This is a genomic window from Ruminococcus flavefaciens, from assembly GCF_900116855.1.
In the GTDB taxonomy this organism is placed as follows: Bacteria; Bacillota; Clostridia; order Oscillospirales; family Ruminococcaceae; genus Ruminococcus; species Ruminococcus flavefaciens_R.
The window spans coordinates 259,162-281,015 of sequence record NZ_UETD01000005.1 but is presented as its reverse complement, the minus strand read 5'-3'; the positions used below and the strand labels follow the sequence as shown (position 1 = coordinate 281,015).

Sequence of the window (21,854 nt, the reverse complement as noted above, 5' to 3'; positions counted from 1 at the left end):
AAAAATTCTGAAATCATGCATTTTGCTCTTGCATTATCGCCGATTTTGTTGTATTATTAATAGTGTATTGGCAGACTCAGGAATGCTATTGGCAGGAGCCTGCATCAGCTTCTTTGAAGGAGGAAAAAAAGTGAAACTCGTTTCAGTAGTAGTTCCGTGCTATAATGAGCAGGAAGTGCTCCCCATGTTCTATGAGGAGATAACCAAGGTGACAGGGCAGATGTCCAAGGACTTCCCCGAGCTTACCTTTGAATATCTGTTCATCAACGACGGTTCAAAGGATACTACCCTTGATATACTGCGCTCTCTCGCCGACAGGGATCAGCGCGTGAGATATATTTCATTCTCAAGAAATTTCGGTAAGGAGTCGGGTATGTACGCAGGTCTGAAAAACGCCAAGGGCGACTATGTTGTCGTTATGGACGCAGACCTCCAGCATCCCCCGTCATTCCTGCCCCGGATGTACAGCTATGTCCGCAACGGTGAATACGACTGTGCCACGACCCGCCGCGTAAGCCGCAAGGGCGAGTCAAAGGTGCGCTCATGGTTCGCAAGGCTGTTCTACAAGATCATGAACAGGATCTCCCAGACCGAGATCGTTGACGGCGCTCAGGACTTCCGCTTCATGAGCCGCCAGATGGTGGACGCCATCCTCGATATGACCGAGTACAACAGGTTCTCAAAGGGCATATTCAGCTGGGTGGGCTTCAACACCAGATACATAGAATACGAAAACGTCGAGCGTCCCGCAGGCACCTCATCATGGTCCTTCTGGGGACTGTTCAAATACTCCCTTGAGGGCATCATGGCTTTCTCAACAGCTCCTCTGGCTATCGCCTCGCTGCTGGGAATAATCACCTGCTTCATCGCCTTCGTGCTCATAGTGATAACCATTATCCGTTCTATCTTCGGCTGGCTCGACGCCCCCGACGGATATCCCACCATGCTGTGTCTCATATTCCTGTTCAGCGGACTCCAGCTGTTCAGCGTGGGAATACTGGGTCAGTATCTCTCAAAGACTTACCTTGAGGCGAAAAACCGTCCCATCTATATAACCAAGGAGACCGAGGACATCTACCGCAAGCGCAAGGCTGAAGCTCAGCAGTCCTCATCCGACAGCGAGAACAAGTGATCGGGGAGGTGCGGAGACATTGAATAAGCACATGAGACTTGTGGTCTCCGTACTTTTCATAGTCATCATTATCCTTGCGGTGGCAATAACGAGATTTTACTCGGGCACCGAAAAAGGCGGCAGCGGCGGCGGAAATGCCGCGGCTATCGAGAAAAAGCTGGATACCGACAGCTCCGGCAACAGGATATTCCTTGACACCTCGGGGCTTTACGGCATTATCGACAGCAGTGAGAGAGTCATAGTTCCTCCGGAATGGCAGGAGCTGAAGTTCACAGAAACGGAAATGTGCATAGCTTCCAAGCAGATACGGGGCAGAGAACTGTTCGGCTGCATAGACTACGACGGGAATATTTCCATCCCCATGGTCTATTCTTCCATCGATCGCATAAGATCGGCAGGTCAGACACTGTATTTGGCCCGTACCTCCGACAAGAACCTGACCGTTGTCTACAACGGCAGATTCATCCCCTGCTTCTCAACGGCGTGGGACAGCTGTACAGCCAGCGACGGCGACCTGATACTTACGTCGGGTCCCGGCACATATACCTACTCGGTGACGGACAGAGGCATGGTGTTCAAGCACGCTTCTGTGGAGGGAAGCACTCTCAACAGCACATACAAGCTCGATGTCAGCAGCAGGATACTTCTGTCAGAGCTCTCCCCTTCAATGCTGGAGCAGATGACACAGGCTGCAGGACAGTACCTCGAATACGCCTATACAGGCAACAGTGACGTGCGCTCGGCTATCAAAGCCGACCCGTCGGCAGTGATCCTCACTCTTTTCCCCGAGGAGCACTCCATCACCACAAAAAAACTCACAGGGGTATCCGATATATTCGTATATTCCGTCCGCTCAGAGGACAAGGAGCCCCATTACGCAGTATCGGTAACTGCCGACACCGCCCTCACATACAGGAACGAAGCCAACAAGACCAAGCGCCTCCGCGGACGCTATAAGGCTGTTGTGGAGTTCGTGGGCGGCTCCGCAGGGGAACTGAGAGTCATTTCGGGAAAATTCATTTCCGACAAGCCCGACTATCCCGTGCCCGTGCCCGATACAAAGCCCGACGATCAGCAGCCCTCCACTGAAAGCAAAAGCGGCTGACCGCGGATATATAAGTCAATCTATCAGCATTCATATAAAGGAGATTTGATATGTCTAAGAAAGTTGCAGTTATCATGGGAAGCGACAGCGACTTCCCCGTTGTAAAGTCTGCTCTCACAGAGCTGAAAAAGTACGGCGTCGAGTTCGAGTGCCGCGTTATGAGCGCACACAGAACTCCCGCAGAGGCTTGCGAATTTGCTTCAAATGCAAGAGCAAACGGCTTCGGCGCTATCATCTGTGCCGCAGGCATGGCTGCTCACCTTGCAGGTGTTGTGGCAGGCCACACAACTCTGCCCGTTATCGGCATTCCTATGAAATCCAAGGCTCTTGAGGGCGTTGACGCTCTCCTCGCCACAGTTATGATGCCTCCCGGAGTACCCGTGGCTACAGTGGGCATAGACGGCGCAAAGAACGCTGCTGTACTGGCTGTACAGATGCTCGCCATCGCCGATGAGGAGCTGGCTGAGAAGCTGGCTGCCGAGAAGAAGGCAATGGCTGACGGCGTTATCGCAAAGGACAAGGCTCTGCAGGAGCAGATAGCCGCTCTCTGATACAAATTAGGAGGTATCGCCATGACTCCGCAGGAAAGAAAAGCTCATTCGGAAAAGCTCATAGCCGAAAAAGGCATAAGCATACTCCCCTCCCTCCCCATGACTGAGGACGCCTCCGAGGTAAAGCTCAGGAGCCTTGACGAGGTCTGTAAAAGGGCTGTGGCAGCTCTGCTCTCAACACAGATAGCCATAGAGCTCAATGACGACCACACAGAGGACGCAGGCAGATTTGTCAACCTGATGAAGTATTTCGGCGTTGATGATGTTCTTAACGCCAAGGAAAGCCGCCTGCTCAACGGCACTGCATCAAAGCAGGACGTTCTGGACGTTGTCTGGGAGTATGAGTGCTGCTGGGCTCTGTTCTGGGCTCTGGGACTGGTGGAGGACATCTCCGACGCAAGCGGGATATGCGACTGTATACAGTCCATCCGCTTCGTTTCTCAGGTGGAAAGCTATGAGGACTTCAAGAGCAGATGCACTCTCCGCAGCACGGACGAGATACTGGATATGCTGGACCTCTACTACCGCTATCACTGGGCAGTGGTCCAGCACGAGCATATCGACCCGAAATGCTCCGTGGGAGACCTTAACGGAGAGGTGGTCTTCGAACGCAGACGCGGTCTTGAATGGCTCATCTGCGATACTGCCGACTGGCACGATATCTCACTTGATACATAATGAAAAAATTTGATACTCTTTTATTCGACCTTGACGGTACTCTTACTGACTCCACCGAGGGCATACTGAACTGCCTTATCTATGCCATAGAGCGCATGGGCTTTGAGGTGCCCGAGGACACCAACATCTTTCTCGGTCCGCCCATAAGGCAGTCCTTTGCCGAGTTTCTCGGCATGAACGGAGAACAGGTGGATGAGGCGGTAAGGATATTCCGCGAGAGGTACTCGGACACGGGGCTCTTTGAGAACCGCGTTTACGACGGCATCCCCGGGATGCTGGAAAGGCTTAAAAGCGGCGGCAAAAGACTTATGGTCGCCACCAGCAAGCCGCAGGTCTATGCGGTCCGCATATTTGAAAGGTTCGGTCTGGCTCAGTATTTTGAGATAGTGGGCGGTGCGGAGCTTGACGGCTCCCGCGACTACAAGGACGAGGTCATCGAATATGTTCTCGCAAAGGCAGGCATCACCGACAGGAGCACTGTGCTCATGATCGGCGACCGCAGACAGGACGTTCTCGGCGCCCACAAGACTGATATAGAATGTATGGGCATACTCTGGGGCTACGGCTCCGTGGAGGAGCTCACGCAGGCAGGCGCGGACTACATCGCCCGCACACCGCAGGAGGCAGCGGATATGCTGCTCTCATAACATGATACAAGGGGAAAATGAAATGTTCGGCAATCCAAACAAACCTCAGCTTCCGCAGCGTTTTGAAATGCTGTCGGAACAGCGCATAAGCAATTCCACATATGTGACTCTTGTGGACACAGTCACAGGCGTTACCTATGTGAGCGTAACACATTACGGGGAATCACCCACTATCATGCAGCCTCTCCTCGACAGGGACGGAAAACCCTATATCGATCCGAGATACGGCGGCAGATAATTTTCAAAGCCTACAATTTCCGCAATGCTGCGGGATTGCATATATAATCATTTATATATCTCAAGGAGGAATTTTAAAATGTCAAACATCGAAAAGAAGGAACAGCTCTATGAAGGCAAGGCCAAGAAGGTCTATGCTACAAATGATCCCGACCTCGTGATCGTAGATTACAAGGACGACGCAACTGCGTTCAACGGTGAAAAGAAGGGCACTATCGCAGGCAAGGGCGTCATCAACAACAAGATGACAAACTTCATGTTCAAGATGCTCGAAAAGGAAGGCGTTCCCACACATCTGGTCGAGGAGATCAGCGACCGCGAGACTATCGTAAAGAAGGTCTCCATCGTTCCCCTTGAGGTCATCATCAGAAATGTCGCAGCAGGCAGCTTCTCAAAGAGAATGGGCGTTGAGGAAGGCAAGCAGCTCCTCTGTCCTATCCTTGAATACAGCTACAAGAACGACGATCTGGGCGATCCCTTCATCAATGACTACTATGCACTTGCTCTCGGCATTGCTACAAAGGAAGAGCTTGAGACTATCGCCAAGTATGCTTTCAAGGTAAATGAGTTCATGGTAAAGTTCTTCAAGGGTCTGAATATCGACCTCATCGACTTCAAGATCGAGTTCGGTAAGACTTCCGACGGAACTATCATCCTCGCTGACGAGATCTCTCCCGACACCTGCCGCTTCTGGGATTCCACAACTCACGAGAAGCTGGACAAGGACCGCTTCCGCAGAGATATGGGCGGCGTTGAAGAAGCTTATCAGGAAATCATGAAGAGACTTATGGGAGAATAATATATGGGCGGTTTTTTTGGTGCAGCCTCCAAGAATGACTGCGTGACCGACGTATTTTTCGGAACAGACTACCATTCACATCTCGGTACAAGGAGAGGCGGTATGACCTCTTACTCCGAAGAAAACGGTTTCCAGAGAAATATCCACAGCATCGAGAACTCTCCTTTCCGTACAAAGTTCGAGAACGATGTTGTGAATATGAGAGGAAAGCTCTGTATCGGCTGTATCAGCGATACAGACCCCCAGCCTATCCTCGTTCGCTCAAAGCTGGGTCTCTATGCGGTATGTTCAGTGGGCATAATCCGCAATGCGGACGCTCTCGTTAATGAGCTCCTCGAAAAGGGATGCGCCAACTTTGAAGCAATGAGCAGCGGAAGCATCAACTCCGGCGACCTCATCGGCGCTCTTATCGCCCAGAAGGACAGCTTCGTGGACGGTATCCGCTATGCACAGGAAAAGATTGAGGGCACTATGTCCCTTATCATACTCACAAAGAACAGCATCATCGCCGCAAGGGATCAGTTCGGAAGACTTCCCATCATCATCGGAAAGAGAAGCGACGGCTTCTGCCTTTCAACAGAGTCATTCGCTTTCCAGAAGCTGGGCTATACAACTTATAAGGAGCTTCAGGCAGGCGAGATCGTCGAGCTCACAGCCGACGACTGTCAGACCATTGCCGAGGGCGACCCTTCAAAGATGAAGATATGTACCTTCCTCTGGACCTACTACGGCTATCCCAATGCCGTATATGAGGGCGTAAACGTTGAGGTAATGCGTACACGCAACGGCGAGATAATGGCTGAGAACGACATCAAGAACGGCAGGCTCCCCGATGTTGACTACATCTGCGGCGTCCCCGATTCGGGTACTCCCCACGCTATCGGCTATGCCAACAGGAGCGGTATCCCCTTTGCAAGACCCTTCATCAAGTATACTCCCACATGGCCCAGAAGCTTCATGCCCACTAACCAGAGCATGAGAAATCAGGTGGCAAAGATGAAGCTCATACCCGTTCATGACCTTATCAACGGCAAGAAGCTCCTCTTTGTCGATGACAGCATCGTAAGAGGCACACAGATGAGAGAGACAGTAGAGTTTCTCTATGAGCACGGCGCCAAGGAAGTGCATATGCGCTCTGCCTGTCCGCCTATCATGTACGGCTGCAAGTTTCTCAACTTCTCACGCAGCACCTCCGAGATGGAGCTCATCGCCCGCCAGATAATCGACGAATTTGAAGGTCCCGTAGGCGTGAGACACATCGAGGAATACAGCAACTCCGCAACAGAGAGAGGCCGCAGACTCAGAGATGAGATCTGCAAGAGGCTCCGCCTTACCTCCCTTGAGTTCCAGACCCTTGAGGGAACCGAAAAGGCTGTGGGACTCGACTCCTGCGGACTCTGCACCTACTGCTGGAACGGCAAAGAATAATCAATGTAACCGACTGTAGGGGCTGGCGTCCTCGACAGCCCGTAGAATATATACGCTTTGCGGGACGTCGAGGACGCCGTCCCCTACATTTATGTCATGGAGGTAGATCAATGAACAACAGTTTTTCCGAAAGCTATAAAAAGGCAGGCGTTGACGTTACCGCAGGCTATAAGTCTGTGGAGCTCATGAAGCAGCACATCGCCCGCACCATGATCCCCGGCGCTCTTTCGGGCATCGGCGGCTTCGGCGGCCTTTTCGAGCTTGACCTTACAGGTATAAACAAGCCCGTTCTCGTTTCGGGTACAGACGGCGTCGGCACTAAGATAAAGCTCGCCTTCATCATGGACAAGCACGACACTGTCGGTATCGACTGTGTTGCTATGTGCGTAAACGATATCATCTGCTGCGGCGCAAAGCCCCAGTTTTTCCTTGACTATATCGCCTGCGGCAAGAACTTCCCCGAGAAGATCGCCACAATAGTTTCAGGCGTTGCAGAGGGCTGCGTTCAGGCTGAGTGCGCTCTCATCGGCGGCGAGACCGCAGAACACCCCGGTCTCATGCCAGAGGACGAGTATGACCTTGCAGGCTTCTCGGTTGGCGTTGTGGATAAGGACAAGATCCTTCAGCCCGATACCCAGAAGGCAGGCGACGTTCTCATCGCTATCAAGTCAAGCGGCGTACACTCAAACGGCTTCTCACTGGTAAGAAGAGTGTTCGACGTAAACGAGCAGAACCTCTCCATGCACTTCGACGATCTGGGAACTACCCTCGGCGAATGCCTGCTGACTCCTACACGCATCTATGTAAAGGCTATAATGAGCCTTATAGACAGCGTTAAGGTAAAGTCCATCTCACACATCACAGGCGGCGGCTTCTATGAGAACATTCCCCGTTCTCTCCCCAAGAACCTCGCTGCAAAGATCGAGAGGAACGCTGTTCAGGTGCTCCCCATCTTCGATCTCATCCAGAGAACAGGCGATATCCCCGAGAGAGATATGTTCAACACATTCAACATGGGCGTCGGCATGATCGTCTCTGTTGACAAGAATGATGCAGACAAGGCTGTTGCCGCTATCAAGGCAGCAGGCGAGGACGCTTATGTGCTCGGCGAACTGGTCGAGTCTGAGGAAGGCGTTATAATCTGCTGATAAATACGGCATTAAGGATGTGACAGAGTTGGATATCATGATCGCAGCTGCTGTCATTATCATCGCATTCGGCGCGGCTCTTATAATTGCGGGCATCGTCCGCAGCCGCCGCTGCATAGATAACGACGGCAGCTTTATTTCTGCTGTGGGACAGATAACAGGCTTCAGAAAACGCCTCGATATCAGTCTTATTCATTTTATCCCTATTATAACCATTAAATACTCACCTGTATTAAGATATATCACCGCCGACGGGAGGGAGATGATAAGCTCAAGCCTTCCCTTCGTGCCCAAGTTCTCAAAGATATTCAAGGAATACTATCATCTGTACGAAACAAATACTCCTATGGAAATAAAGTATTCGCCCGAAGCTCCCCGCCTCCACTACTATAAGTCCAGAAAGGGCTTCTTTGTCCGTGAGGCTGTGTACAAGGCTGTGGCAGGAGCTGTCATTATCGCTATGGGAGCCTTTATGATATGGCTCGATATCGGAGCGTGATATTAATGAGAAAAGCATTTCTTTCCGCACTGGCGGCACTGCTGGTGCTTTCGGGCACATCTGCCGTAAGGGCAGAGACTGCCGCTGATATCCCTATGGACTATAATTCCGACGGCGTCGTGGATTCACTGGATATGATAGCCGCAAGGAAGAATACCGAGATATCAAGGGCTGAGCTGAACGCTCTCCAGAAGTTCATTCTGGGCGTAAACGGCAAGGTCCCTACAGAGTTTGAGATACCCGACTATCCCATCGATGAGAGCTGTATCCTCGAGCCCAAGGGCACTGTACATACAGGCGAGGGTACCTTCTACGGCGGCGGATATACGGGCGGTCACGCTATGCTTGACCCCGTTTCCCGCGATTACTGGATAGTCGCCATGAATCACTATGACTACAATGAGGCTCAGCTTGCAGGTGCCTATATCGAGGTAACAGGTGAGCTGGGAACCATAAAGATGCTGGTGACAGACGAGCTCCCCGAGGGCAAAAAGGGTGACCTTGACCTCTATACGGACGCTTTCCCCCTCATCGCACCCGTTGAGAAGGGCAGAGTACCCGTGAGCTGGAAGATAATCCCTCTGGATTCCGCGGAGAATGCTCCCATTTCATTCAAATACAAAGAGGGCAGTACGGAGTTCTGGTGCGGAGTTCAGGTCCGCAACCACCGCTACCCCATCACAAAGCTGGAATACCTTGACGAAAACGGCGAATTTGTGGAGATACCGCGCCGTCCGTATAACTACTTTGAGTCACGCGATATGGGCAAGGGGCCTTTTACCTTCCGTATCACGGATATCTACGGACAGGTGGTAGTGGACGAGGATATCCCTCTCTCCTACGATGATACCGTTATCATTCAGGGTCATGTACAGTTCCCCGAATAATTATGAACGTAAAGAAAATAGACCTGATATGGGCAGCCGTTTCCATGTTCATAGTGGGATATTCCTACTATAACGGCAGACTGCTGTTCGGCATAGTGGTCATTTACCTGCTGATGGCGGCGGTCTTTGTCTCGCACATCATCAGGATAAGACGGAGCCTCAGAAACAACGTGACCGTTTACGGCACTGTCTCCGACTACTTCATCGATAAAAAAGGCAGTCATTTCTACCCCATACTGAAATACACCACCGAGGAGGGCAGAGAGGTGACCTCTGCCTATACGGTAAGTGATAAGAAAAAGCGCTATGAGATCGGCAGCGAGGAGGTCATATGCTATGACCCTCAGGACCCCATGTTCTTCTGCTTTGCAGGCCGTGAGGACGAGCTCACAAGGGACTATGTCCGCTTCCTATTCATAGGCGGCGTCATTGCTGCAATAGTGCTTATCCTCGCTTTTGCGACAAAGTAACAGGAGGGATACACCATGAAGAATATAGTCGTGCTCGTTTCGGGCGGCGGCACCAATTTACAGGCGCTCATCGACGCCGAAAAGTCGGGCATCATAAAGAACGGCAGGATAACCTGTGTCATTGCCTCAAAGGAAGGCGTTTACGCCCTCGAAAGAGCCAAGAACAACGATATTCCTACAAGAGTCATCCCCCGCAAGGACTACGCGGACAGCGTCAGCTACAGCAAGGCTATCCTTGAAGCTCTCAATGAGGAAAAGGCAGACCTTGTAGTGCTGGCAGGCTTTATGACAATTCTCGACAAGTGCGTTACCTCGGCTTATGCCTATAAGATAATAAACGTACACCCTGCACTTATCCCCTCATTCTGCGGCGAGGGCTTCTACGGGCTCAAGGTCCACGAAGCGGCTCTTGCCTACGGTGTAAAGGTCAGCGGCGCTACCATACACTTTGTAAACGAGGAGGCAGATGCAGGCGCCATCATTCTTCAGGGTACGGTAAATGTGGAAAGGGACGATACTCCCGAGATACTCCAGCGCCGTATCATGGAAAACGTAGAGTGGAAGCTTCTTCCTCAGGCTGTATCCCTGTTCTGTCAGGACAGGATAGAGATAGTCGACGGAAAGGCTTATGTAAAATAAAGCTATGAAAAAAATAAGGGAATTATGGGAAAAACAGACCGTTCAGAAGCTGTTCCTCTGCTTCTGGATGTATGCGGTGCTGGGCTGGTGCTACGAGGTCTTCCTCGAGGTAGTGGTCTACCGCTGGGGCTTCACCAACAGGGGCGAGATGTTCGGGCCTTACTGTCCGATATACGGTGTGGGAGCTCTGCTGTTTCTGCTCTGCTTCGGCCGGCTTATGAAGAAAAAGGACGTGAAATGGCTGAATATAGTCAAACCGCTCCTCATCTTCCTCGGCTGTATGGCAGTCGCCACAGCTGTTGAGCTTGCCGCAAGCTATATACTTGAATACACCAAGGGTTCGTGGCCGTGGCAGACCTATGCACGGTACAAGTACAACTTTCAGGCGCGTATCGCCCTGAGCACCTCCGTCCGCTTCGGACTGGGCGGACTGCTGTTTCTCTATGCGGTACAGCCCTTCTTCGACCGGCTTCTCGCAAAGCCTAAGCCAAAGGTGCTGAATATCATCGCACTGACCGTACTTGTCATTGTGGCTGCGGACTTCATACTCACCAAAGCAACAGGCTATACTCCCGTACTGGCAGGCACATAAAGACTGCCGCAGGGAGCAGACATACAACTATCATGATAAAATTAAGGGAATTATTGGAAAAACAGACCGTTCAGAAGCTTTTTCTTTGCTTCTGGATGTATGCGATACTGGGCTGGTGCTACGAGGTGTTCCTCGAGGTAGTGGTCTATAAATGGGGTTTTACCAATCTTGGTATAATGTACGGACCATATTGCCCGATATATGCCGTGGGAGCACTTCTGTTCCTGCTTATCTTCGGGCGGTTCATGAAAAAAGAAGGGGGCTTAGCCCTTCAGATATCCCGTCCCTTCATAGTGTTCTTCGGAAGCATGGCTGTGGCTACAGCAGTTGAGCTGACAGGCACATATATACTGGAGTTCTTCACGGGCTCATGGCCGTGGAACACCTATGCGGACTATGATATAAACTTTCAGGCAAGGATAGCACTTTCACCCTCGCTGAGATTCGGCATGGGCGGTCTGCTGTTTTTGTATTTCGTGCAGTCCCTCTACGACAGGCTGCTTTCAAAGCCAAAGCCGAAAACGCTGAATATCATCACCATCGCGGTGCTGGTAACAGTCGTAACGGACTTCGCACTTACACTCATATTCAGATACTGATAAACAATTATCCGAAAGGAGTTATTATTATGAAAAAACTTGATCTTGCACAGGAGCTCAGCTCAAACGCTTACCCCGGAAGAGGTATCGTTATCGGTAAGTCAGACTGCGGAAAATACGCTGTCACAGCTTACTTCATCATGGGCAGAAGCGAGAACAGCCGCAACCGCGTATTCATCGAGGACGGCAAGGGTATCCGCACAGAGGCTTTCGATCCCTCAAAGCTCACTGATCCCCACCTCATCATCTATGCTCCCGTAAGAGTTCTGGGCAACAAGCTCATCGTTACCAACGGCGACCAGACCGATACTATCTATGAGCTCATGGACAAGCAGTACACCTTCGAGCAGGCTCTCCGCACAAGAGAGTTCGAGGACGATGCTCCCAACTTCACACCCCGTATCTCGGGTATACTCCGCTTCGGTGAGGAGGGCTTCAACTACGCAATGTCCATCCTCAAGAGCGCTAACGGCAATCCCGACTCATGTCAGAGATATACTTTCAGCTACACAAATCCCATCGCAGGCGAGGGACACTTCATCCACACCTATATGGGCGACGGTTCTCCCCTTCCCAGCTTTGAGGGCGAGCCCAAGCTTGTAGGCATCAGCGGAAATATCGATGAGTTCACAGATATGCTCTGGAAAAACCTCAACGCTGACAACAAGGTATCTCTCTTTGTCCGCTATGTGAAACTTGAGGACAACTCCGAGGAGACTCGCATCGTAAACAAGAATAAGTAATGCAGGGCATAAAAAACCGTTTCGCAGCAATACTCGCAGCGGCGCTGGTGGTGCTGACAGGGTGCAGCTCCCGAAAAGCAGCTTCTTCTTCGCGTACCGAAGACCTGCCCGATACCCTTTCGGCTGAGGAAGTTGAGCTGCCTGATAATAAAGCTGCATACCGCTGTACTTCATATCAGTATGAAGACGATGAACTGGTCTGCAAATACTTTCAGGACTATGACGACCATGATAACATCATCAGGTCGGAGACCGCCGGTGATCCCGAAAATATGGAGCTGACAAAGCTTTACAGCTATACCTATGACAAAAACGGCAATGTCACTGCAAAGACCCAGAGCTATGCAGCTCCGCCGTCCACGGACAGGGACATTTACTTCCATGACAGGTTCTGTTACTATGACGACGGAACGCTGAAATACCATGTCAATTACACCAAGGACAGTGATTCGGGACTGTGGAAAAAGAATTACCGCAAGGAATATGACAGCCACGGCAGCGAGGTGCTGTATATTTCCTATAACTCCGACGGAAGCACCGGCTATCGCAGCGAAACGCAATGTGAGTATGACAGCAGCGGTAATCTCGCAAAGGAAACATGGCACAGCGACGGCTCATCAATGGTGAGCGAATATACCTATGATGATTCAGGGAATATCCTCACCGCTGTAAGAACGGAATCCTCGGAGGATTCGGACGAAAGCTTCGTATATAAGACCGAGTATGCTTACGACAGCAGGGGCAATCTCATAAAAGAAACAAAAACGGATCCGTATGATGTAACGGTCTCAACAGAGTATGAGTACGACGAAACGAACAGACTTATATATAAGGACATCATCGGTACCGGATCAGATGTGCATACAACGTACAGATACGAGTACGAAAAAATATCCGGTTAATAATGAATTGATATAAGGAGGACATTATCATGTCAAATGAAATGCAGTTAAAGTACGGCTGTAACCCCAATCAGAAGCCTTCAAGAGTCTATATGGCTGACGGCAGCGAGCTCCCTATCGAGGTGCTCTGCGGAAAGCCCGGCTATATCAACCTGCTTGACGCCTTCAACGGCTGGCAGCTGGTAAAGGAGCTGAAGGCTGCTACGGGTATGTGTGCAGCTACTTCATTCAAGCACGTTTCACCTGCGGGCGCTGCTATCGGCAGACCTCTCAGCGATGATCTCAAGAAGATCTACTGGGTAGACGATCTGGGCGAGCTCACTCCCCTTGCAAGCGCTTACGCAAGAGCAAGAGGCGCTGACAGAATGTCCTCTTACGGCGATTTCATTGCTCTTTCCGACAAGGTGGACGTCTGCACCGCAAAGATGATCCAGCGTGAGGTTTCCGACGGCGTTATCGCTCCCGACTATGACCCCGAGGCTCTTGAGATACTCAAGTCCAAGAGAAAGGGCACATACTGCATACTCAAAATGGACGAGAACTACAAGCCTGCTCCCATTGAGACAAAGCAGGTATACGGCGTTTCCTTCGAGCAGGGACGCAATGAGCTCGATATCAACCGCGAGCTCCTCTCCAACATCGTTACAGAGAACAAGGATATCCCCGACGACAAGAAGGACGACCTCCTTATCTCTCTCATCACTCTCAAATACACACAGTCCAACTCCGTTTGCTACGTCAAGGACGGACAGGCTATCGGTATCGGTGCAGGACAGCAGTCCCGTATCCACTGCACAAGACTTGCAGGTCAGAAGGCTGACAACTGGTGGCTGAGACAGTCTCCTCAGGTAATGGGACTCCAGTTCGTTGACGACATCCGCCGTGCAGACCGCGACAACGCTATCGACGTTTACATCGGCGACGAGTACGAGGACGTCCTCCGCGAGGGCGAGTGGCAGCGTATCTTCAAGGTAAAGCCTGCTGTATTCACCCGCGAGGAAAAGAAGGCTTGGCTGGCTAAGAACACAGGCGTTTGCCTCGGTTCCGATGCATTCTTCCCCTTCGGCGACAACATCGAGAGAGCAAAGAAGTCAGGCGTTGAGTACATCGCAGAGCCCGGCGGTTCTATCCGTGATGACAATGTTATCGAGACCTGCAACAAGTACAACATCGCTATGGCATTCACAGGTATCCGCCTGTTCCACCACTAATAAAACCATCGGCTGCGGTCATATCCTGACCGCAGCCTTGTACTATGGAGATAAAATATGAAAAAGCACAGACTTACGGCTGTCTTAGCTGCCTGCGTGATAACTGCTGTACTCTGCGGCTGTGCTGAGAGCAAAGGCTCGGTGTCGGAAACTGCCCCTGTCTCTCAGGAGATAGTGACTGCCCCTCAGGGCAGCGCCGAATACAGCGACGGCACATACAGCGGAGAGGGCTTCTCGCTCTATGCAGACCCGTCCATATGGAAATACAGCGGCGGTGAAGGCACCTGCGACCTTCTGCTGAACACAAACAATGATATCAACTCCTTAGGTATAAGCATCTATGTATCCGATGATGACCACGGCGGAAAAAGTGCTCAGGAAATAGTCATGGGTGCCGAAGACGACTCCATAATCTTCACAGGCGCACTTGCCACCGCCTCCTGCACCTTCTACTTTTACGAGTGGAAAAAGGATGAGGAGCTCCACAGCAGGACCTACTTTGCCGACTACGGTGACAAGTACCTCTGCGTATATGCGGAGAGCACCAATTTCGGCTACGTTGAAAACAAGATAGCCGACCTCCTCGGAAGCCTTGAACTCTCAGAAAACAGCAAATAAATGTCTTGAAATATTCTCCTCTATGTGGTATACTATACTTGTATAGTTATTTCGACACAAATTTTACCATGAGTATTATTTCAGACAGGGGGAACACCATGAGCAGCTATCACTCCATATCGCTGAGAAAGCTATATATCACCGCCGCTGTTTTCTGCGGTCTGTACATTTTTGCCTCAATTCTCGCCTACATCCTTTCGGGTACTATTTTCGGAGCCCTTGCAAGCAGCAGCTTCGCCGCTTCTCATCCCGAGATGATAATATCGGGCAAGTGCAAGGCTCTGCTTTGTCTTACACTGATAGTATGGCTGCCATTTGTGATATACATTTGCAGCTGCACGGGCTGGGCATTCTCGGCAAAGCGATGCAGACGCACACTGAAGGCTGCTCCTGCGCTGTGGGTGTTCGGATTTATAGCCGAACACGTTTCAGCGCTCCTTATATCGCACTCCTCAATGGCGGAGGCTCATATCTCCGAAAGCTGGCTCATACAGCGCACGGAGTATATCACGTTCTTTTTCGCTGTTATCCTTGTGGGAGCACTGGTGCTGGTATGCACCGCTGCCGCACTGGGTATAGACGAAGACCGCCATGTAAAACATCTGAAGTATAAATAAGGAGAAGGAAATGCAGAAAACCAACTCACTAAGAAACACACTACTTGTTGCCGCACTATGCTGCATAACAAAGCTCGCACTGGATATATTCTTCATTACAGACACACACCTTTCCTATACCGCAGCAGCTCTCAGCAGCAGCGGAGAGGCTTCCATGCCGACGAACATAAAGGTTTTTCTCATAACACTTTCCGTATTGGCAGCAGCACCTATCGGCATTATTGCCGCAGTCAACTATGTAAAGACCGACCTTATACACAAGCGAGGCATCAGGACCACTGTGACTACAAGCATATTCTATATGCTGTTCATGCTGGGCTCTGTACTGACAGCAAGGATACTCAAATACGTCATAGGCAATCTTTACGGCAGCAGCGAACTCGCTCTCGCCGAAAAGATATGCGTAAGGCTCTGTACGACAAATTTTCTCGTCCATGCAGCCGCGGTAATGGTACTCTGCTGTGCCGCCGTGGAAATATTCGGAGGCAAACGCCAGTCAAAGGAGTAAAGCTATGAAAAAAGTCATCATCATCCTCGCGCTGCTGATCGTTCTTATCGGAGGTATCTGTTTCGGCGGATACTTCGTTTTCACACACCCGTCCCACGAATATAAGGCTAAGGATTTCAGCTTCAGGGTGCCAAGCGGATTCAACTATGAAAGCTCGGAAGATGACGAAAAATACACATTCAGATGTCTCGGAGAAAAGGTGACCATAGAGGATAAGACCCTCAACTGTACTCCCGAGGCGGCAAAGGGCTTCCTTGTCTATTATGAGGACGAGGAGAACGTAAAGACCGAGCCCTTTGAGGCAGCAGGTCTGCAAGGACACTTCCGTACATCGGATCTGACCATCAGGGGCAGAAAGCTCACCTGCCTTTCATATATCTTCGGAACAGAAACAAAGTTTTTCAGCATGGACTGCTCATGCAGCCCTGCGAAGGCGTTACTGATAAAAAAGGCAATGGACAATTTAGCCGAGTCTGTGGTCTTTACATCCGATTTCAGACTGGCAGACAAGCCCGATACCTACGATTTTGACCTGCTCAGCTTCAACGCAGGCAGCAAATTCACCTTAAAGGACGAAACTGCCGAATACAGCAAGGAGCACACCCTGACAGACCTCAGGGCGACCATAGTTCAGGCTCTGGCTGACACCGATGTGGGAACATACTCCCCCTCTGTCAATGTAACCGTCAAGGAGCTGGATAACTCTCCTGCCGAATTTGCAGATGCCATTTACAATGATGTTCAGACAGAGCAGGATAAGTACGAATCTATCGTCCGCGATCAGGTCAAGCTGTCAGGCTGCGACTGCGAGCATATCAAGTACGTCAAAAAGAACGATACCGATGACAGGACAGCTCTCGTATGCCACGACCAGTACTTCCTGAAAAGCGGAAACTATGTGTACAGCTTCAATGCGGTATACATAAACTCTGCCGATGAAGCTCTCGTAAAAGAAATACTTGATAACATTACAATTAAAGAAGCAGAGGAATAAGATAACAAATGAATAAAGCTATAATCATCTCAGGTGCTGCCGTTGCAGTCATTGCTGCGAGTGCAGTAGGATACACATACTATATGACCCATCCCTCGGTGGAATGTACCACTGACAGCTTCAGCTTTAAGGTCCCAAGGGGCTTTAAGCTCGATGATAACGAATCCATTCATGATATCAATGGACAGATGTACAAATATGGCTTCGGCGGAGATATTGCTATCTGCGAACTCAATTCAAATCAGACACCGAGAGCCTACGCGGAAAGCTTCGGCGAAGATGATGCCGAAAGGGAAAAAATTGACGGTACTCCTCTTGAATGCTATAACATAGAGCATAATACAAAGCATGAAAAGGAGAATGTTTATCTCACGGGCACAGATACCTACTTTCTTGTAATGGAGACTGACAACTCTTTCATTAACGGCTTTCTTGGCGATATGGCAATGAAAAACATAGTGAAGACCGTTAAGTATACCTCGGATTACAGATTAGCAGACCTGCCCGATGAGTATGATAATGAATATTTCCATATCAGCACCGGCGGCAAATACTCCTTCAGTGATTTTGAGTACAAAGATGAGGGGCTTCTGGCGGGTCAGACCATTCGGTACAGAGAATCCGATGACAAGGACAAAGGCATTTATCCTGTTCTCTCTATCGGCGTAAATGGTTCTGGAAATGCCGAAAATAACGCTGAAAAATATGACGAGAGATATGAGTCCAAAATAAATGATCCCGAACATTTTCACAACGTGGTCAGAGATAAACAGGAATTATTCGGCTATGAGGCTGAACACGTTCATTTTGAGCACTATGATGACTATAAAGGCACTCCTTTTACCCAAGTATATGACACGAAGAGCTTCATAAAGGACGGTCACACATATTACGTCAATATGAACTATATCAAAGACAGGGACGAGGCTGACGTACAGGAAATGCTTGACTGCATTTCCATAAAATAAAAGGATAAATAACCAATTTACATACAGGAGGAATTTTCTCAATGAAGAATGTTTTAGTAGTAGGCGGAGGCGGCCGTGAACACGCCATCATCATGAAGCTGGCAGAGAGCCCCAAGGTAGGCAAGCTCTACTGCACTCCCGGAAACGGCGGTATCTCAAAGTATGCCGAGTGCTTCAATGTGAGCGCGACCGATGTTGACGGCGTTGTGGCTCTGGCTAAGGAGCTCAGACCCGATATGGTTGTGGTAGCTCCCGACGATCCGCTGGTGCTGGGCATGGTGGACGCACTTCAGGCTGAGGGCTTCATGACCTTCGGTCCCAAGGCAAACGCCGCTATAATCGAAGGCTCAAAGGTATTCTCAAAGGAGCTCATGAAGAAGTACAACATTCCTACTGCCTTCTATGAGGTATTCACCGAGTCTGACAAGGCTATCGCTTACCTCAAAGAACAGAACAGCTATCCCGCAGTCATCAAGGCTGACGGTCTCGCTCTCGGAAAGGGTGTTATCATCGCTCAGAACGAGGAGGAAGCTGTTGCCGCAGTACACGAGATGATAGATGAGCTGAAGTTCGGCAAGAGCTCGGCAAGAATAGTTATCGAGGAGTTCCTCACAGGTCCCGAGGTATCTGTGCTCAGCTTCACAGACGGCAAGACTCTGGTGCCCATGATCTCCTCAATGGACCACAAGCGCGCTCTTGACGGCGACAAGGGTCTCAACACAGGCGGTATGGGAACTGTTTCCCCCAATCCCTGCTACACAGAGGAGCTCGCAAAGGAGTGCATGGAGAAAATATTCATTCCCACTATGAACGCCATGAACGCTGAGGGACGCACCTTCGAGGGCTGTCTCTACTTCGGACTCATGATGACCCCCAAGGGTCCCAAGGTCATAGAGTACAACTGCCGCTTCGGCGATCCCGAGACACAGGTTGTTCTCCCCATGCTGGACGCTGACCTCTATGACATCTTCGAGGCTATCTACAACCACGAGCTTGACAAGGTGGACATAAAGTGGCATAAGGGCAGCTGCGCCTGCGTAGTCATGGCAAGCGGCGGCTATCCCGAAAGCTATCCCAAGGGCATAAAGATGAACGGCTTTGACGAAAAGGGTCAGGTAGAGGGCTGCTTCGTTTATCACGCAGGCACAAAGCTCAGCGATAACGGCGACTTCCTTACCAACGGCGGCAGAGTCATCGGTGTTACCGCAAAGGGCGATGACCTTCAGGCTGCACTTGACAAGGCTTATGAGGGCGTTTCAAAGATAAGCTTCGAGGGCGCTCACTACAGAAAAGACATAGGACAGAGAGCTCTGAAGGCTCTCGGTTAAGGAGCTAATTATGCATGAAAGGCTGAATAAAGGGCTGAAAAGCTGCATGATAGGAAACCTTATGTTTCTTGCGTTCAGCATAGTCTGCCTTATATATTACATTGTTTTCTCCCCCGATTCGGTATTGTCAAAAATACTGGAAATAACTGCCTACACCTGCGAGATCGGCGGCTTTGCCCTGCTGATATGGGGTGACTGGCTCATATCCTCGTCGGTGAGGTTCAGAACAATAATGAAGCTGATGTTCACGCTGTATATCATCGTCGAATCCGTAATGATGATACTGGAGCTGAACTCATTCAAGTATTCATTCTACAAGCCTTATTCATTGTTACTTGCAATAATACACGCAGCATTTTCAGGATTTGTCTGCCTCGCATTCATCCAGCTTGACCCAGATAACAAAAAGCTGGAGCTCTCCGTAATAATCTGTGTCGCAGTCATTTTCGCAGGTATGCTCGGAAATATCATGGGACTCCGTATCTACTTCAGTATCATGGTAAACGGCATCGCCTATGCGCTGTTGTTCTTCTTTATTCTCAGACTCATCAAGCGCGAGGATATAGAAATAGACTGCCACGGCGACCGAGCGCGAGTCGCGGAATATAAAACTACATTCTTCGATGAATGATAAAAGCTCCCTTTACGGGAGCTTTTTTCGTACATAAATATAGCAAGTGGGCGGCGTTCCGCCGCCCACTACATTAACTAACGTCTTATGGCTAACGGCTTAAAACCTGTCAGTCTAAAGCTGTGAACCGGAAATCCACGATATTATAGCTGTCAATTATCTTGTTTGCTTCATCATTGGATATCCTTGCCTCATCGCTAGTATCGTATTCCTTCGTGGCAGAATAGTATGTGATAGGTTCATTGTTATCGTCGATACCGTCTGTTACCACGCCCTCAACATATCTGAGCTTGTCATATGCTAACCTGTAGAAATAGTTTACGCTGTTGGAAGCTCCGCCCGAGCCTGCATTCATGATAAATGAGCCGTGCTGCATACCACCGTTCATGGGTCTGTCCGCAGTGGGATTTGTGCAGATATAGTATCTGTCCCTGAGAGCGCCGTTAACAACGCATTTTACCTCACCATTGCTGTCTGCTCCAAAGATATTGTAGATAACACTGTCAAAATATCTGCTCTCTTCACCATAGTTGTAATTCACTCCGAGGAGGAGCTCCTTAACGCCGTCCTCGTCGATATCATAGAATGCGTATCCGATATGGGCAGGATCTTCATGTGAAGCTGAAATGAACTCTCTTGACAGGTCAGGATCGTACTTGGCACCTGTCATATCTCCGCCCTTTATCATGGTGCTGCACTCGTCGATTATCCTTGCATACTCCTTGTATATCTTCTCTGTCTCCTCGCCGAACTGCGAATACTCTCTCAGCTCAGCAAGTACCTTTTCCTCAGTATTTGTACTTGAGCTCTGAGGAGCTGTGGTAACGGCAGGCTTTTCCGCTGCTTTCTTAGTGACTGCTGCGGTAGTGGCAGTTGTCGCAGAGACTTCGGCTGCTGTCGTTGCCGAACCGTTTGCAGCTGTCACAGTGACAGTGCTGATGTTCTTTCCTGTTGTCACGTTTGCGGGAATTGTTGTTACAGCCGCAGTCGCTGAAACTGCTGTTGTAGTCGGAGCTGTCAATACATCTTCGGGAGTTTTGGGTCCCTTGTTTCTTCTCAGGTATGCTCCGCCGCCTATAGCACCGAGCACTACCACCATAGCCGCAGCCGCACTGATTATTCTCGTCATATTGATCTTCCTTTCATACTTTTCAACGCCCTCTGCAACGTCAGTATACTCGTTATGGTCAGCAGCTTTTCTCTGCACCCTTGCGAAAACTGCCTCCTTTCTTGTCTGCTCCTCCATGAGCCTTTCAACGGAAGCCTTGTCCGCTTTTTTCAGGGTCTCTATTATCTTCTTTTTGCTGTTCATACCTATCCTCCTTTACAGAGTTATATCGTTTTCGTCAAGGAGCTTTCTCAGCCTTTTCATGGCACGTCCGCAGCGCACTCTCACAGCTGCCGCGTTCATTCCCACCATTTCGGCTATCTCCTTGGAGCTTTTATCATAGTAATACTTCTGTATAAGTATTACGGAATCGGGCGTCCCCAGTTCTCCTATCATACGGAGGAGAAGCTCCGACCGCTCTGATTTTTCCGCATTTTCGGCAATATCCTCGGAGTCTGCCAGTGCTGACAGCTCCTCATCGCCCTCGCGGCAGTCCAGTCCTGTTTTTGAAGCCAGTCTCCTGCGCGTACTTATAGCAGCATTTCTCGCAGCCGTACCGATAAATGACTTCAGCGCCGTATCCTCACGGGGCTCAAGCTTCATCATAGCAGCAGCAAAGACGTCCGCAGTACATTCCTCCATGTCGCTGCTGCTGCCAAAACCGCTGATGAGCCTGCTGACAATAGCATAGACATAGTTATAGTATTTGTCAAACAGCGCCCTCTGTCCCCGCGGGGGATCGTCATGCATCAGGCGCAGAATTTCATTATCGGTCATAGGTTACCTCCGTATTATTTTTATGGATCAGATCTGTC

27 protein-coding genes are annotated in these 21,854 nt (G+C 50.1%); 25 read left to right on the top strand and 2 right to left on the bottom strand.

Annotated features, from left to right (window positions below; genetic code table 11):
• Window positions 1–130 precede the first annotated feature (130 nt).
• The 25 genes from DSZ37_RS07090 (at window position 131) to DSZ37_RS06970 (ending at window position 19,931) form a co-directional block, all read left to right on the top strand.
• Window positions 131–1,132, top strand: a complete 1,002-nt coding sequence (locus DSZ37_RS07090; RefSeq protein WP_109726244.1) for a glycosyltransferase — start codon at window positions 131–133, stop codon at window positions 1,130–1,132.
• Between the two features lie 19 nt (window positions 1,133–1,151).
• The gene (locus DSZ37_RS07085) at window positions 1,152–2,237 is read left to right on the top strand and encodes a WG repeat-containing protein (RefSeq protein WP_146198166.1); all 1,086 of its coding nucleotides are present in this window, start codon (window positions 1,152–1,154) and stop codon (window positions 2,235–2,237) included.
• 50 nt (window positions 2,238–2,287) lie between these two features.
• On the top strand, window positions 2,288–2,788 hold the full coding sequence (gene purE / locus DSZ37_RS07080) for a 5-(carboxyamino)imidazole ribonucleotide mutase (RefSeq protein ID WP_028519326.1): 501 nt from the start codon (window positions 2,288–2,290) through the stop codon (window positions 2,786–2,788).
• Window positions 2,789–2,809: 21 nt separating this feature from the next.
• Window positions 2,810–3,466, top strand: a complete 657-nt coding sequence (locus DSZ37_RS07075) for a DUF4272 domain-containing protein (RefSeq protein WP_109726216.1) — start codon at window positions 2,810–2,812, stop codon at window positions 3,464–3,466.
• Complete coding sequence (locus DSZ37_RS07070; protein WP_109726215.1) at window positions 3,466–4,113, top strand: HAD hydrolase-like protein; 648 nt, start codon at window positions 3,466–3,468, stop codon at window positions 4,111–4,113. The genes DSZ37_RS07075 and DSZ37_RS07070 overlap by 1 nt, the downstream gene beginning before the upstream one ends.
• A 22-nt stretch (window positions 4,114–4,135) precedes the next feature.
• A complete protein-coding gene (locus DSZ37_RS07065) occupies window positions 4,136–4,351 on the top strand; it encodes a DUF6440 family protein (RefSeq protein ID WP_109726214.1) in 216 nt (71 codons plus the stop codon).
• Between the two features lie 78 nt (window positions 4,352–4,429).
• Window positions 4,430–5,149: a phosphoribosylaminoimidazolesuccinocarboxamide synthase gene (purC, locus tag DSZ37_RS07060; protein ID WP_109726213.1), complete on the top strand. Its 720-nt coding sequence runs from the start codon at window positions 4,430–4,432 to the stop codon at window positions 5,147–5,149.
• A 3-nt stretch (window positions 5,150–5,152) separates the two neighbouring features.
• Window positions 5,153–6,577, top strand: coding sequence for an amidophosphoribosyltransferase (locus tag DSZ37_RS07055; protein ID WP_109726212.1), 1,425 nt, complete (start codon window positions 5,153–5,155; stop codon window positions 6,575–6,577).
• A 110-nt stretch (window positions 6,578–6,687) separates the two neighbouring features.
• Window positions 6,688–7,725, top strand: coding sequence for a phosphoribosylformylglycinamidine cyclo-ligase (gene purM, locus DSZ37_RS07050; protein WP_109726211.1), 1,038 nt, complete (start codon window positions 6,688–6,690; stop codon window positions 7,723–7,725).
• Between the two features lie 28 nt (window positions 7,726–7,753).
• Complete coding sequence (locus DSZ37_RS07045; RefSeq protein WP_109726210.1) at window positions 7,754–8,224, top strand: DUF3592 domain-containing protein; 471 nt, start codon at window positions 7,754–7,756, stop codon at window positions 8,222–8,224.
• Between the two features lie 5 nt (window positions 8,225–8,229).
• Window positions 8,230–9,111: an expansin EXLX1 family cellulose-binding protein gene (locus tag DSZ37_RS07040; RefSeq protein ID WP_242978583.1), complete on the top strand. Its 882-nt coding sequence runs from the start codon at window positions 8,230–8,232 to the stop codon at window positions 9,109–9,111.
• A gap of 2 nt (window positions 9,112–9,113) precedes the next feature.
• Entirely contained in the window at window positions 9,114–9,581 is a 468-nt protein-coding gene (locus tag DSZ37_RS07035; protein WP_109726209.1) for a DUF3592 domain-containing protein, read from the top strand.
• A 15-nt stretch (window positions 9,582–9,596) separates the two neighbouring features.
• Window positions 9,597–10,220: a phosphoribosylglycinamide formyltransferase gene (purN, locus tag DSZ37_RS07030; protein ID WP_109726208.1), complete on the top strand. Its 624-nt coding sequence runs from the start codon at window positions 9,597–9,599 to the stop codon at window positions 10,218–10,220.
• Between the two features lie 4 nt (window positions 10,221–10,224).
• Window positions 10,225–10,812, top strand: a complete 588-nt coding sequence (locus tag DSZ37_RS07025; RefSeq protein ID WP_109726207.1) for a putative ABC transporter permease — start codon at window positions 10,225–10,227, stop codon at window positions 10,810–10,812.
• Window positions 10,813–10,844: 32 nt separating this feature from the next.
• Window positions 10,845–11,411, top strand: a complete 567-nt coding sequence (locus tag DSZ37_RS07020) for a putative ABC transporter permease (protein ID WP_109726206.1) — start codon at window positions 10,845–10,847, stop codon at window positions 11,409–11,411.
• Between the two features lie 29 nt (window positions 11,412–11,440).
• A complete protein-coding gene (locus DSZ37_RS07015; RefSeq protein WP_109726205.1) occupies window positions 11,441–12,154 on the top strand; it encodes an IMP cyclohydrolase in 714 nt (237 codons plus the stop codon).
• On the top strand, window positions 12,154–13,056 hold the full coding sequence (locus DSZ37_RS07010; protein WP_109726204.1) for a hypothetical protein: 903 nt from the start codon (window positions 12,154–12,156) through the stop codon (window positions 13,054–13,056). Before DSZ37_RS07015 ends, DSZ37_RS07010 begins: the two co-directional genes overlap by 1 nt.
• Before the next feature lie 29 nt (window positions 13,057–13,085).
• Window positions 13,086–14,267 carry a phosphoribosylaminoimidazolecarboxamide formyltransferase gene (locus DSZ37_RS07005; RefSeq protein ID WP_109726203.1) on the top strand — a complete coding sequence of 394 codons (1,182 nt, stop codon included), beginning with the start codon at window positions 13,086–13,088 and terminating at the stop codon, window positions 14,265–14,267.
• 57 nt (window positions 14,268–14,324) lie between these two features.
• On the top strand, window positions 14,325–14,885 hold the full coding sequence (locus tag DSZ37_RS07000; protein WP_109726202.1) for a hypothetical protein: 561 nt from the start codon (window positions 14,325–14,327) through the stop codon (window positions 14,883–14,885).
• Between the two features lie 98 nt (window positions 14,886–14,983).
• Window positions 14,984–15,502 carry a hypothetical protein gene (locus DSZ37_RS06995; protein WP_109726201.1) on the top strand — a complete coding sequence of 173 codons (519 nt, stop codon included), beginning with the start codon at window positions 14,984–14,986 and terminating at the stop codon, window positions 15,500–15,502.
• A gap of 10 nt (window positions 15,503–15,512) precedes the next feature.
• Window positions 15,513–16,010 (top strand): hypothetical protein, encoded by a 498-nt coding sequence (locus DSZ37_RS06990; RefSeq protein WP_109726200.1) that lies wholly within the window; start codon window positions 15,513–15,515, stop codon window positions 16,008–16,010.
• A gap of 4 nt (window positions 16,011–16,014) precedes the next feature.
• Window positions 16,015–17,004: a hypothetical protein gene (locus DSZ37_RS06985; RefSeq protein WP_109726199.1), complete on the top strand. Its 990-nt coding sequence runs from the start codon at window positions 16,015–16,017 to the stop codon at window positions 17,002–17,004.
• 8 nt (window positions 17,005–17,012) lie between these two features.
• Window positions 17,013–17,972, top strand: coding sequence for a hypothetical protein (locus tag DSZ37_RS06980; protein ID WP_109726198.1), 960 nt, complete (start codon window positions 17,013–17,015; stop codon window positions 17,970–17,972).
• A 41-nt stretch (window positions 17,973–18,013) separates the two neighbouring features.
• On the top strand, window positions 18,014–19,300 hold the full coding sequence (gene purD, locus DSZ37_RS06975; protein WP_109726197.1) for a phosphoribosylamine--glycine ligase: 1,287 nt from the start codon (window positions 18,014–18,016) through the stop codon (window positions 19,298–19,300).
• A gap of 10 nt (window positions 19,301–19,310) precedes the next feature.
• On the top strand, window positions 19,311–19,931 hold the full coding sequence (locus DSZ37_RS06970) for a hypothetical protein (RefSeq protein ID WP_109726196.1): 621 nt from the start codon (window positions 19,311–19,313) through the stop codon (window positions 19,929–19,931).
• A gap of 109 nt (window positions 19,932–20,040) precedes the next feature.
• Here DSZ37_RS06970 and DSZ37_RS06965 read toward each other — a convergent pair whose 3' ends face one another.
• A complete protein-coding gene (locus DSZ37_RS06965; RefSeq protein WP_109726195.1) occupies window positions 20,041–21,243 on the bottom strand; it encodes a hypothetical protein in 1,203 nt (400 codons plus the stop codon).
• 12 nt (window positions 21,244–21,255) lie between these two features.
• Window positions 21,256–21,816: an RNA polymerase sigma factor gene (locus DSZ37_RS06960; protein ID WP_109726194.1), complete on the bottom strand. Its 561-nt coding sequence runs from the start codon at window positions 21,814–21,816 to the stop codon at window positions 21,256–21,258.
• Window positions 21,817–21,854 lie beyond the last annotated feature (38 nt).

Excerpts from the sequence above, each read along its gene's own strand:
- purE (WP_028519326.1), top strand. The coding sequence starts at position 2,288 with ATGTCTAAGAAAGTTGCAGTTATCATGGGAAGCGACAGCGACTTCCCC.
- DSZ37_RS07075 (WP_109726216.1), top strand. The coding sequence starts at position 2,810 with ATGACTCCGCAGGAAAGAAAAGCTCATTCGGAAAAGCTCATAGCCGAA.
- DSZ37_RS07070 (WP_109726215.1), top strand. The coding sequence starts at position 3,466 with ATGAAAAAATTTGATACTCTTTTATTCGACCTTGACGGTACTCTTACT.
- DSZ37_RS07065 (WP_109726214.1), top strand. The coding sequence starts at position 4,136 with ATGTTCGGCAATCCAAACAAACCTCAGCTTCCGCAGCGTTTTGAAATG.
- purC (WP_109726213.1), top strand. The coding sequence starts at position 4,430 with ATGTCAAACATCGAAAAGAAGGAACAGCTCTATGAAGGCAAGGCCAAG.
- DSZ37_RS07055 (WP_109726212.1), top strand. The coding sequence starts at position 5,153 with ATGGGCGGTTTTTTTGGTGCAGCCTCCAAGAATGACTGCGTGACCGAC.
- purM (WP_109726211.1), top strand. The coding sequence starts at position 6,688 with ATGAACAACAGTTTTTCCGAAAGCTATAAAAAGGCAGGCGTTGACGTT.
- DSZ37_RS07040 (WP_242978583.1), top strand. The coding sequence starts at position 8,230 with ATGAGAAAAGCATTTCTTTCCGCACTGGCGGCACTGCTGGTGCTTTCG.
- DSZ37_RS07035 (WP_109726209.1), top strand. The coding sequence starts at position 9,114 with ATGAACGTAAAGAAAATAGACCTGATATGGGCAGCCGTTTCCATGTTC.
- purN (WP_109726208.1), top strand. The coding sequence starts at position 9,597 with ATGAAGAATATAGTCGTGCTCGTTTCGGGCGGCGGCACCAATTTACAG.
- DSZ37_RS07025 (WP_109726207.1), top strand. The coding sequence starts at position 10,225 with ATGAAAAAAATAAGGGAATTATGGGAAAAACAGACCGTTCAGAAGCTG.
- DSZ37_RS07020 (WP_109726206.1), top strand. The coding sequence starts at position 10,845 with ATGATAAAATTAAGGGAATTATTGGAAAAACAGACCGTTCAGAAGCTT.
- DSZ37_RS07015 (WP_109726205.1), top strand. The coding sequence starts at position 11,441 with ATGAAAAAACTTGATCTTGCACAGGAGCTCAGCTCAAACGCTTACCCC.
- DSZ37_RS07010 (WP_109726204.1), top strand. The coding sequence starts at position 12,154 with ATGCAGGGCATAAAAAACCGTTTCGCAGCAATACTCGCAGCGGCGCTG.
- DSZ37_RS07005 (WP_109726203.1), top strand. The coding sequence starts at position 13,086 with ATGTCAAATGAAATGCAGTTAAAGTACGGCTGTAACCCCAATCAGAAG.
- DSZ37_RS07000 (WP_109726202.1), top strand. The coding sequence starts at position 14,325 with ATGAAAAAGCACAGACTTACGGCTGTCTTAGCTGCCTGCGTGATAACT.
- DSZ37_RS06995 (WP_109726201.1), top strand. The coding sequence starts at position 14,984 with ATGAGCAGCTATCACTCCATATCGCTGAGAAAGCTATATATCACCGCC.
- DSZ37_RS06990 (WP_109726200.1), top strand. The coding sequence starts at position 15,513 with ATGCAGAAAACCAACTCACTAAGAAACACACTACTTGTTGCCGCACTA.
- DSZ37_RS06985 (WP_109726199.1), top strand. The coding sequence starts at position 16,015 with ATGAAAAAAGTCATCATCATCCTCGCGCTGCTGATCGTTCTTATCGGA.
- DSZ37_RS06980 (WP_109726198.1), top strand. The coding sequence starts at position 17,013 with ATGAATAAAGCTATAATCATCTCAGGTGCTGCCGTTGCAGTCATTGCT.
- purD (WP_109726197.1), top strand. The coding sequence starts at position 18,014 with ATGAAGAATGTTTTAGTAGTAGGCGGAGGCGGCCGTGAACACGCCATC.
- DSZ37_RS06970 (WP_109726196.1), top strand. The coding sequence starts at position 19,311 with ATGCATGAAAGGCTGAATAAAGGGCTGAAAAGCTGCATGATAGGAAAC.
- DSZ37_RS06965 (WP_109726195.1), bottom strand. The coding sequence starts at position 21,243 with ATGAACAGCAAAAAGAAGATAATAGAGACCCTGAAAAAAGCGGACAAG.
- DSZ37_RS06960 (WP_109726194.1), bottom strand. The coding sequence starts at position 21,816 with ATGACCGATAATGAAATTCTGCGCCTGATGCATGACGATCCCCCGCGG.